At 59.1% G+C, this 11014-nt stretch carries 10 protein-coding genes; 6 read left to right on the plus strand and 4 right to left on the minus strand.

Annotated features, from left to right (window positions below; all coding sequences use genetic code 11):
- On the minus strand, nt 1–938 hold a 938-nt coding region (locus IGS51_RS22195; RefSeq protein WP_297081081.1), incomplete at its 3' end, for a zinc-binding dehydrogenase.
- A gap of 182 nt (nt 939–1120) precedes the next feature.
- On the minus strand, nt 1121–1801 hold the full coding sequence (locus tag IGS51_RS22200; RefSeq protein WP_297081084.1) for an MBL fold metallo-hydrolase: 681 nt from the start codon (nt 1799–1801) through the stop codon (nt 1121–1123).
- Nucleotides 1802–2228: 427 nt separating this feature from the next.
- Here IGS51_RS22200 and IGS51_RS22205 point away from each other — a divergent pair, with 427 nt between their 5' ends.
- On the plus strand, nt 2229–3761 hold the full coding sequence (locus IGS51_RS22205; protein WP_297081086.1) for a site-2 protease family protein: 1533 nt from the start codon (nt 2229–2231) through the stop codon (nt 3759–3761).
- Nucleotides 3762–3897: 136 nt separating this feature from the next.
- Nucleotides 3898–4362 carry a hypothetical protein gene (locus tag IGS51_RS22210; RefSeq protein ID WP_297081087.1) on the plus strand — a complete coding sequence of 155 codons (465 nt, stop codon included), beginning with the start codon at nt 3898–3900 and terminating at the stop codon, nt 4360–4362.
- A gap of 144 nt (nt 4363–4506) precedes the next feature.
- On the opposite strand, the gene IGS51_RS22215 is transcribed toward IGS51_RS22210, so the two are convergent.
- Both IGS51_RS22215 and IGS51_RS22220 read right to left on the minus strand, forming a co-directional pair.
- The gene (locus IGS51_RS22215) at nt 4507–4986 is read right to left on the minus strand and encodes a CRR6 family NdhI maturation factor (RefSeq protein WP_297081089.1); all 480 of its coding nucleotides are present in this window, start codon (nt 4984–4986) and stop codon (nt 4507–4509) included.
- Nucleotides 4987–5094: 108 nt separating this feature from the next.
- Entirely contained in the window at nt 5095–5964 is an 870-nt protein-coding gene (locus IGS51_RS22220) for a DUF928 domain-containing protein (protein ID WP_297081090.1), read from the minus strand.
- Between the two features lie 301 nt (nt 5965–6265).
- Here IGS51_RS22220 and IGS51_RS22225 point away from each other — a divergent pair, with 301 nt between their 5' ends.
- The 4 genes from IGS51_RS22225 to IGS51_RS22240 form a co-directional block, all read left to right on the plus strand.
- Entirely contained in the window at nt 6266–6649 is a 384-nt protein-coding gene (locus tag IGS51_RS22225; protein WP_297081091.1) for a gamma-glutamylcyclotransferase, read from the plus strand.
- 235 nt (nt 6650–6884) lie between these two features.
- A complete protein-coding gene (locus IGS51_RS22230) occupies nt 6885–7184 on the plus strand; it encodes an AzlD domain-containing protein (protein WP_297081093.1) in 300 nt (99 codons plus the stop codon).
- Between the two features lie 36 nt (nt 7185–7220).
- Nucleotides 7221–8279: a pseudouridine synthase gene (locus IGS51_RS22235; protein WP_297081096.1), complete on the plus strand. Its 1059-nt coding sequence runs from the start codon at nt 7221–7223 to the stop codon at nt 8277–8279.
- A 502-nt stretch (nt 8280–8781) separates the two neighbouring features.
- A partial coding sequence (locus IGS51_RS22240; RefSeq protein ID WP_297081099.1) for an HAD-IC family P-type ATPase occupies nt 8782–11014 on the plus strand: 2233 nt, incomplete at its 3' end.

Below are 11014 nucleotides of genomic sequence, written 5' to 3' on the forward strand. Positions count from 1 at the left end.
GCGCTGCCCATCCACACGCGCCCGGTCACCAGTTGGAATGGTCGCGTGCTGATTTCTTGGCCCGCACCCGCCACGCCGATGATGACCGATTTTCCCCAGCCTTTGTGGCAGCATTCCAGCGCTTGGCGCATGACGTGGACATTGCCGATGCACTCAAACGAATAATCCGCGCCGCCGTCGGTGAGTTCGACTAAGTGCGCGACGAGATCGCCCTTTATTTCTTTAGGATTGACAAAATGCGTCATGCCAAACTGCTCGGCGATCGCCCGCTTGCTGGGGTTCAGATCGACGCCCACGATCATGTCTGCGCCCACCATGCGACAGCCCTGGATCACGTTCAGCCCGATGCCGCCCAGTCCAAACACGACGACCTTCGCGCCCGCCTCGACTTTCGCCGTGAAAATCACCGCGCCGATGCCCGTCGTCACGCCGCAGCCGATATAGCACACCTTGTCGAAGGGCGCGTCTTCGCGGATTTTTGCCAGGGCGATTTCCGGCAGCACGGTGTAGTTGGCAAAGGTGGACGTGCCCATGTAGTGATAGAGCGGCTGGCCGTCGAGCGAAAAGCGGCTGGTGCCGTCGGGCATCAGGCCTTTGCCCTGCGTGGCGCGAATCGCCTGACACAGATTGGTTTTGCGGCTGAGGCAAAACTTGCACTGGCGGCACTCCGGCGTGTAGAGCGGAATGACGCGATCGCCCGGTTTCAGGCTTTTCACCTCCGGGCCCACCTCCACCACCACGCCCGCGCCCTCATGTCCCAAAATCGCCGGAAATAAGCCCTCAGGGTCGCTGCCCGACAGCGTGTATGCGTCCGTATGGCAGACGCCCGTCGCTTTAATTTCCACCAGCACCTCGCCCGCTTTTGGTCCCTCAAGCTGCACCGTTTCAATGCTCAGCGGCTTTCCTGCCTCTAGGGCAACAGCGGCTCTCACCTGCATAACCTCAATCTCCGTCTCTGAACGCCTGCTCAATTATCCAGGGTGGGCGATCGCCTTGGGAAAATCCTTGTGAAGTATTAAGGATGTTAGGGGTTAGGGGTTGGGGGTTAGCGGCTCGTGAGCCTCGCCGAACGAGGGTTAGGGCGTATTTTGAAACACGCTGAAAAACCTAGAAAAGGCTACTACAAGCCAGGGGGTTGGGTGCGGAGGGTGGTGAGGTCGAGGGCGGCGAGTTTTTCGTAGGCGGGGGTGACGGTGGGCTGGCCGCGCAGGAAGCCGAGGTTTGCGCCCGGACAGAGATGCTGGAGCGTGTCGGGTGAAAAGCGATCGCGCAATTTTTCCACACTGCGGATCTGGCGCGGCCAGTGGAAGGTTTTGGACAGGCGCAGTGGCACGGGATTGCCCTGGCGATCGGGCAGCAGATGCCGACCCGAAAACAGCACGCCGCCATGCATCGGGATATATACGCAGGCGGAACCGGGGGAATGTCCGGGCGTCCAGATCACTTGTGCGGTGGGGCTGATCTCATGCTCCTGCTGAAACGGCGTGACGGGCAGCCCTGGCAGCAGGTAGGCTTCTTGCTCCTGGATGAGGATGTCGCAGTCGTAAGTTTTGTGAAGCTCGGCAACGTGGGCGATCGCCCCCCGATGCGTCAGCACTAGCCACCGCACGCCGCCCTGCTCTGACAAGAACTGGCAGGTGGTGTCGTCCCAGGTCGGGCAGTCGATTAGCAGGTTGCCGTCCGCCGTTTGCAGCAGATAGGCCGTGCCGCCAAGAGCATCACGGTTGGGCGCAAAGGCCCAGATATCCGACAGCACGGGGCGCGGCGGCTTGGTAGCAGCAGGACGAGCAGCGACAGACATGGGCAGAACTGGTGGGATAAAAGGATGAAATCAACGCGGTGCAGCGAGGAGCAGCCTCCCTAGAGTCTTTTGCAGGGTTTGGCGACATTGGTGCGATGCATCGATCGGCACAGTCGGCACAGTCGGCAGCAGGCATAGAAGATTGACGGGCTGGTCTTCTGGGAAGCCTAAAGGACGGGATGCGGATTTTGCCCATCGCTGATTTGCCCATTTCCCTTGCTGAATAGAGGCTCGACCTCAAACGGCTCAAAAGATGGGCCTCCGGGGTAAACGCCGCTTCTGGGGCCGCTCAAATCGTGTTTAACGAGACCGAGAAATCCAGAGTATCCTGGAGATCTACCCGTAGAAGCCGCAAGTTAAGCTATTTAGTCTACCAGAGCTTTGAAGGCTCACAGGTGTTTTTTCAATTGCTTCCGAGAAGCCCATTATGATTTTCTGGCTGCTGCTGCTCAGCATCACTGGGCTATTTACCTACTACATCGTGCAGAGAAGCGTGTCCAGCATCACGCGCACCCCCATCTGGCTGCTGTGGCTGGTGATGATGCTGCCTGCGCTGATCTGGACGGGATGGATTTTGCTGAATGGGCCGGATGCTCGAATTCCCGCAGCGCTGCTGTTTGGGCCATTTTTGATTAGCCCGGTGCTGTACTGGCTGCTGGTGCAGTGGGGTCGTCCGCCTCGCCCCGCCACGGCCGAGTCCGCTGCCGAGCCATCTCCGCAAAAGCCAGAGCCAGATCCCAAAGCGCCGCTGCGCCCGATCGATCGCCAGGAAGAAGCCACGTTGCAAAATTGCTTTCCCTGGTCGGTCTATTATTTGCAGAATTTGGAATATCGACCGCAGGCGCTGATCTGTCGCGGACAGTTGCGGAGTTCGCCGGAGGTGGCCTACCGCACGATTCGCGAAAATATTGAAGCCCAGTTTGGCGATCGCTTCCTGGTGCTGTTTCAAGAAGGGCTGAACGGCAAACCCTTCTTTGCCCTCGTGCCTAATGCCCAGGCCCAGCGCGACCAAGCAGACCAAGCGGATGGCAAACAATCCGAACGACGACTGGGGCGATCGCTCGGATTGTTTGCGGCTACCTTGCTCACCACCTGCTTGGGTGGGGCAATTTTGACAGAGCGCTTTACCGCAGGCGTGGCAGCAGATGAGCCGCTAGCCAGCACTCTCAGCTTTAACCTGCCAACGCTATTGACGGGGCTGCCCTATGCGATTGCCATTTTGCTGATTTTGGGCGGGCGGGAACTGGCAAACTTCTGGGTGGCGCGTCGCTATGGGCTGCGCGTGTCCTATCCCTACTTCATCCCCGTGCCGCCGATGGCGGTGTTTCCCTTCGGCACGTTTGGGGCGCTGCTCCAGCGGCGATCGCCCGTTCCCCATCGTCGTGCCCTGTTCGACATCGGGCTAACGGGTTCAATGGTCAGCTTTTTGATTAGCCTGCCGATCTTGCTGTGGGGGCTGGCGCAGTCGCAGCCGATTCAGCGCACTGCCGAGTCGGGTATTTTCCGGTTCGAGTCGTTTAATCCCCACGGTTCGCTGCTGCTGGCGGTGTTGAGCAAGCTGGCGCTGGGTAGCGCGTTTACAGCAGACACGGCACTGCGGCTGCATCCGGTGGCCGTGGCAGGGTGCATTGGGATCGTGATCACAGCGCTCAACCTAATGCCTGTGGGACAACTGGATGGCGGGCAGATTGTTCACGCCATGTTTGGTCAACGGATGGGAGCGTTGATCGGGCAGGTGGCGCGGCTGCTGGTGCTGCTGCTGTCGCTGGTGCAGCAAGAACTCCTGCTGTGGGCAGTGCTGTTATTTTTACTACCTGCGGTGGATGCACCAACGCTCAATGATGTGAGCGAATTGGACAACCTGCGCGACTTTTTGGGGCTGGCTGCATTGACACTACTGGTCATTATCCTGCTGCCGCCGCCGCCCGTTTTGTCCCAGCTTTTGGGTATCGCTGGATAGATGATTGGTGTACCCTAGTTAGTTTTAGTTCTTTGCGGTTTTGATGCTGCACTGCCCGTTGATTAAACAAGGCGATGTTCGTCTTCGTATTTCTTGTTCACCCATTCACTACTCAGGTTGGAGGAGCCGTTGAGTCATGAGTCAGGATGTCCGGCAGTGGTTAGCTGAAATTAAGCATTTGCAGCACAAGCTGGAGAGCGCCTATAAAGAGCGAGACGAGGCGCTGAGCAGTGCGGCCAACTGGCGGCGGCTATATGAAACCGAGGCTCAGCAGCGGCGCACCGAAACCAACCTGTCGCAGCAGGCGATCGCCGATTTGAAAGAACGCCTGCAAACGACCCAGAGCAGCCCTTTGCCCAAGCTGACGGGCGACGTGCCCCCGGCGATCGCCCAAAAAATCGCCAGCCTGGATACGCTGGAATCCTTGCAGCAAGCCTTAGCGCAAGCCCTGGTAGAGTGCGATCGCCTGGCCCAGGCGCTCCGGGCCGAGCAGACCGACCACGACCAGACCCGCAAGAGCCTGATGGCCGCCCTAGGCGAAACGGTAGATCGGCTGGCCAAGGAGCGGGCCGCCATCCAGAAGGGGCAACATCCTCACTGAGGCAATGGTCGGTCTGAGGGGCTTTGCTGACTCGTTTTCACTAATCGGTGAAAGCCAAGTTTTGCGGTGGAGTGCTTTGCGGTGGAGTGCTTTGCTGTGGAGTGTTAAGTTGTCGGACTCAAATGTCGGACTCAAATGTCGGACTCAAAGCAGTTCAAAAAAGCCATCGTCTAGCTCGTAGCCCAGCAGTTGGGTCATGAACTTGAGCCGAGTGGGGCTGATGCCGCCGTGCTGCTGCATCCAGTCCGCCACGGCAAAGATCTTGCTCATCACAAATAGCTCCAGCGCCTCCGGGTTGAACCGAATGCCCTCCGTTCGGCTAAACTCGTGCGGCACCAGCATCGCCGCATAGCGCCCCAGTTCACCTGCTTCCCAATCCAGCACCAGCGGCAGCCAGGGATAGCACGCATCCAGCCGCACAAACCACAGGCGCACTTCGGGAATTTCCGACAGTTCTCGCGGGTCGTCGGGATCGCGGGGAATGTCGATCTTGAACTGGAGTTGGAGGCTGGGCTGGGCCGTGGCGCTGGGCTGCTGAGCCAGCCAGGGGGCGATCGCCGCTGTGGCTGGCGAGAGATCCAGGCGATTGATCTGGTCGGCCGTGATCGTGAGAATGGGGGACATATTAAGTGTCGAAAAGGGGAGAGCAGCCGGGTAGAATTTTTATCTCTTTTACGCCTGCGATCAACGCAGGTGACTAAGCAAACATAAATGACGACAGTTCTGTATCTCTTATTCTTGCAGGGAGCGGTATTCCACGGGGGGAAACAGCAGCGGCACGCTCGCCAGGTCGTCTAGGTTGACGGAGGACAACAGGCTGTCCCAGTCGGCGATCAGCGCTGCATCATCGGGCGTGGCGGCTCGCAGGGTTCCCAGGCTGGTCACGGTGTCTTGCCACAGGCCCGATCGGGCATAGAGGGCGGGCAGTTCTTGGGGTGTGGCGCGGTTGAGCCGCAGCGAGAGGCTGCTGTTGGGGGCAACCCGCTGGAGCCAGCCGTCCGTCAGCGCGTCTCCAGAGCGATCGCCCGACGGGTCGCACTGGAGCTGAAACACCCAGCGATAGAGCCGTCCTTCGTCCAGCGGCCGCAGCGGAATGCCAATAATACTAGGCTCTTGGGGTAGTGGCAGGCGATATTCGTAGAGCGCTTCCTCTACGGTGCGCCCAGAAGGGGTGTCTGTGGCGATCGCCACCGAAAATTGCGCCTGCCGAGCCACCGTTTGCGGCACATATACAAACACCATCGGCTGCTCGGAAACCGTTGGCTCAACGCTGATCTTGCCCTGCTCGGCAACCGTCGGGTCGGTGGGCGGCACTAGGGGCAGCAGCCGCACCACTGTTGCTCCATCTGGGCTGCACGCCTGGCCGCCCCGCGTGATGCCACCAATGCGATTGCGGACGGGGCGAGACTGCCGCACGCTAAATCCTAGCTGCGCGATCTGAACAGGCGGGTCGAAGGCTGGGCGGGATAGCGCAGACGAGTCCAAGACGGAACGTGGCGCAGCATTTTGGAAAATCCGCGCCTCAGCAGTGCTGCTTTCGGAGAAGGCTCCCACGCCCAACAGCGCCATCAGCAGAATTGACGATGATAAAAAAATCTGCATTTCAATGAATCGGTTCCGATGACTAGTGCGTTTCAGGTCGCAAAGGTTTCGACAACCCCATTGATTCGGTCAATGAGCAGGAGCTGGTTGAAGGGTGAGCCGGGTCGATGGGGGCGATCGCCATCCTGCAGAACAAATGCGCGTGGGGATAATCCCCGTCAGCCCTATTCTGCCAAAAGTTCTGCTAAAAGTTCTTCTAAGAGTTGGTGAGGTCAGTCTGCTATTCTGCAACAAAAATCCCTAAGCGCGGGTAAATGCTGGGATCGTCGAGAAAACCTTGGAGAGAGCCACAATATCATCTATGCAACGAATTCCTCTTGCGGTCAATGGAACGCTGATGCGGGGGCTGGCGCTCAATAGCAATCTGCTTGCAGTGGGGGCCACCTTCGTCCGCGAAGCCAAAACGGAGCCTGCCTATCGCCTGTGGAGCATTGGCGATCGCCATCCGGCCATGCTGCGGGTGCGCGACGGGGGCCGGGCGATCGCCGTCGAAGTTTGGGACGTTCCCCCGGACGGATTGGGCCTGCTCCTGCTACAAGACCCCCCCGGCCTCTGCATCGGCCGCCTCATACTAGACGACGGTGAAAACGTGCTGGGCGTGCTGGGAGAACCATATCTCTGCGAAGGGGAACGGGAGATCACAGAGTATGGCGGCTGGCGGGCGTATGTGGAGCGGATCAATTGATGGAGGGAGTGAGCGATTTTGGATTTTGGGTGGAAGACCGCGTGAGTCCTAAAGGTAATAGGATGATGAGGAGAGCGCTAGCCTTGCGCCTCGTGCCAGTTCTCCCAAACGCTGCTGTCAATAAATCGCTGCAAGCCTCGTAGCCACTCGGACTGGCAATCCAAAATCGCCAATCCAAAATCGCCAATCCAAAATCAACCCCATCCCCCATCTCGGTCTTCAATATCTCGCCGTTATGTCCCTCACCGTCCTCATCCTCCTTGCAGGCATTGGCACGTTTCTCATGCGAACAGCGGGCGTGTGGCTGCCCGAAGCGTGGGTTCCCACCCGATGGCTGGCTTACCTGCCGCTGGCGGTGATTTTGGCAATGGCGGTGGCGAGTGTGATGGGGTTGGTGAGCCAACCATCTGAAACAGTGGCGACGGTATTGGCAATGCTGGCGGTGGTGGGCGGAGCGCTGTGCAAGTGGCCACTGGCGGTCTGTATTTTGCTGGGATGCGGGGTGTTTGGCATGGTGTCATCCCTTGCCTGGTGATCTGGCGCTGTTTGCCTTATTGTTGCTACGCAGCTTATGAACCAGGGCTGGGTCTATCGAGAGCAGGTGGCGCGGCGCGACGTGGGGCGATCGCTCCTGGACTATTACAGCCAGCGCTATCCGCACTCCAGCCGCGACGAGTGGCAAAGCCGCATTGCCCAGGGGCAGGTTTTGGTGAATGGTCAGCCAGTTTCGGCAGACTATGTGCTGTGCCTGGGGCAGCAGCTTGCCTACCATCGTCCCCCGTGGCAGGAACCCGACGTACCGCTGGCGTTTGACATTCTGCATGAAGATGCGGACGTGCTGGTGGTGGCGAAGCCGTCGGGGTTGCCTGTGCTGCCGGGGGGCGGTTTTTTGCAACATACGCTGCTGGGGCAGTTGCAGCAGCGCTACCCGCAGAACCCGCCAACGCCCGTCCATCGTTTGGGACGCGGGACTTCTGGTTTGGTGCTGCTGGGGCGATCGCCCGCCGCAAAATCTCGCCTCAGCCAGCAGATGCGCGACCAGACGCGACAGTCAGAGATCCTGCTGAATTTTATTGCGAACTCACATTCGCCTTCTAGTTCGCACCGGCGTTCACACCTGCATTCTGGCTGGTATCCCCCGGATATTCTCCAATCTGAGAATCTGGGCGATCGCCCCTTGCGAAAAAGCTATCTTGCGCTAGTCGGCCCTAGCGATCTGCCTGATCGCTTTACTATTACTCAGCCCATCGGCAAGTTGTCCCATCCGGTTCTCGGCTACGTGTATGGTGCTGTGGCCAACGGTTTGCCTGCCTACAGCGAAGGGCAGGTTTTGCAGCGGCAGGGCGATCGCACCCTCGTCGAGATGACCATCCTCACTGGCCGCCCCCACCAGATTCGCATTCACCTGGCGGCGGTGGGCTATCCCTTGCTGGGTGACCCGCTCTACGCTCCTGGCGGCACGCCCCGCACCCTCGACATGGAAGCCGAAACGACCGAAGCGTCTGATGAAAAAGTGCCCGTTCCTGGCGACTGTGGCTATTGCCTGCACGCTCACCATCTCACGTTTTTGCATCCCACCTACGCGCAGCCCATGAGGTTCACGCTTCCTGCACCCTTTGCACGCAGTTAAGGGATTGTTTTGAATAAGGAATGGTTTGAATCCCTTCTCGCCCAATCCTTCACGCCCAGTCCTTCACGCCCAGTCCTTCATACCAACGGTTCAGGACATGATTTGTCAAATACTCTCTCAATCTGTCGATTGATGCTATGAATGCTGATTGGTGCTATGAGATATGGATGTTATGCCGATTTTGGATTTGCGATTTTGGATGGGTGATTTTGGATAGCGGGTTGGGCATCTGCGGGGCTTTCAGCCATCTCATCTGTAGCGCCACTGGGGGGAACTCCTATTAGCAGTCAATGCGTTGCGTCAGACGGTACGGATGTCAAACTGCGTGGCACGGCTGGGTCAGACGATCCCATTCTCTATATTCTTCGTAATTCTTCGCATCCGGTCGTACCTGGTTTTTGTGTTGTGAAATTTGTGTTGCGAAATTTGTGTTGTGAAATCTGTGTTCTTGAATTCTCGAAATTGACTTTTAGGCCCATCGGGCAAATGGTGCAGGCTTGCTATGAGTAGAGGCAATCGACCGGACTATGCGCTGACGCGAAGGGGAACGGGAGACGAGACACGGTGGTATGCACTAGAGCCGCAGGAGGCACTGAGCCAGATCGGAACCGACCCGCGCACAGGGCTGAGTCAGGCTGTAGCGAGCGATCGCCTCTCTCAAAATGGCGCAAATGAATTGGCCGAGCCGCCGCCCAAAAGCGTGCTGCGGATGCTGTGGGAACAGATTACCGCAACGACCGTGGTGGTGCTGATTGTGGCGGCGATCGCCTCGGCGCTGCTGGGCGATTTTGAAGACGCGCTGGCGATTCTGGCGATCGTGGTGTTCAACGCGGTGCTGGGCTTTACGCAGGAATATCGGGCTGGCAAAGAGTTTGCAGCGCTGAGAAAAATGGCGGTTCCCAAGGCGCGGGTGCTGCGCGATGGCGAGTGGCAGCAGATCTTGGCGCGAGAAGTGGTCGTGGGCGACATCGTTCAGCTAGAGGACGGCGACCAGGTTCCGGCAGACTGTCGCCTGCTAGAAAGCACCAACCTGCGGACTCAGGAAGCCGCCTTCACAGGCGAGTCGGAGTCGGTAGAAAAGCAGGTGGCCAAGATCGATGGGCAAGCCCTATCGCTGGGCGATCGCCGCAACATGGTCTACATGGGCACGGTCGTCACCTACGGGCGCGGGCGCGGGCTGGTGGTTGCGACGGGCATGGACACGGAACTGGGCAAAATTGCCGACTCGATCCAGTCTGTGGAATCGGAGCAAACGCCCCTGCAAAAGCGCCTCGATCAACTAGGCAAGCGGCTGGCGATCGCCGCTCTTGCGCTGGTGGCCCTCATGTTTGCTATTGGGCTGGCGCGGGGAGGCAATGTAGAAGATCTGTTCCTGACGGCGGTCAGTCTGGCCGTGGCGATTATTCCCGAAGGGCTGCCCGCCGTGGTGACGATCGCCCTGGCCATCGGCTCGCGGCGGATGCTGAAGCGGCAAGCCCTGATCCGCAAGCTGCCTGCGGTAGAAACCCTCGGCTCCGTCACCACGATTTGCTCCGACAAAACGGGCACGCTGACGGAAAACCGCATGACGGTGAAAATCCTGGCGCTGGCGGGTGAACAGGTGGAACTGCGCGAATCCTTTGCCGAAATTACCTCCCGGCTAGATGGCAACAAGTCCATCTTTCGCCCCGGAGACGGCGTGCCGCTGAGTGCGCCGATCGCCCTGACGCTGGGAGGCAGCGCCCTCTGCAACAACGCGCTGGTCAAAGAAGATGAGGACGGCAAAGACAAGGCGCTGGGCGACCCGACGGAAATCGCCCTGGTGGTCGCAGCCGATCGTCTGGGCCTGAGCAAAGAAGAACTGGAAATGCTGCTGCCTCGCGTTGCCGAAGCACCGTTTGATTCCGACCGCAAGCGGATGACGACGATCCACCAGTGGGGCGATCGCCAGGGGTGGGAGTCTTCCGATGTGGGCAAGCTGGTGCTGAGCCTAGTCAAGCTGCCCAATGCGCCCTACATTGCCTTCACCAAGGGGGCAATCGACGGAATGCTAGAGGTGTCTACCCACGTTTGGGACAACGGGCAAAAGCCGCTTGATGCCAACATGCGCGATCGCATTTTGCAAGATAACGACCGGCTGGCCAGCATGGGCACTCGCGTCCTCGGTGTGGCCTTTCGCTTGCAAGACGAACTGCCGCCTCCGGGTCGAGAACTAGAAGTCGAGCAAGACTTGGTGATGGTGGGGCTAGTGGGAATGCTCGATCCGGCGCGGCCCGAAGCCAAAACCGCCGTGCAAACCTGCAACGCAGCAGGCATCCGCACGGTCATGATCACAGGCGACCATCCCCTGATGGCCCGCACCATCGCCCGCGATCTGGAAATTGCCACCAACGACAAATACCTGACTGGGCAGCAGCTTAACCAGCTTTCCACTGAGGAACTAGAGCAGCAGGTGGGCGAGGTGTCGGTCTATGCCCGCGTCTCGCCCCAGCAAAAGCTAAAGATTGTGGAAGCCCTGAAAAATCGCGGCGAAATCGTCTCCATGACGGGCGACGGGGTAAACGATGCGCCGGCCCTGCGAAAGGCAGACATCGGCGTGGCGATGGGCATTACGGGCACCGATGTCGCCAAAGAAGCGGCAGACATGGTGCTGCTGAATGACAACTTTTCCACCATCGTCGCAGCGGTCGAAGAGGGGCGCGTCATCTACGACAACATCCGCAAGTTCATCCGCTACAACCTGACGGGCAATGTCA

Source organism: Thermoleptolyngbya sp. M55_K2018_002 (assembly GCF_015295965.1).
GTDB lineage: Bacteria > Cyanobacteriota > Cyanobacteriia > Elainellales > Elainellaceae > Thermoleptolyngbya > Thermoleptolyngbya sichuanensis.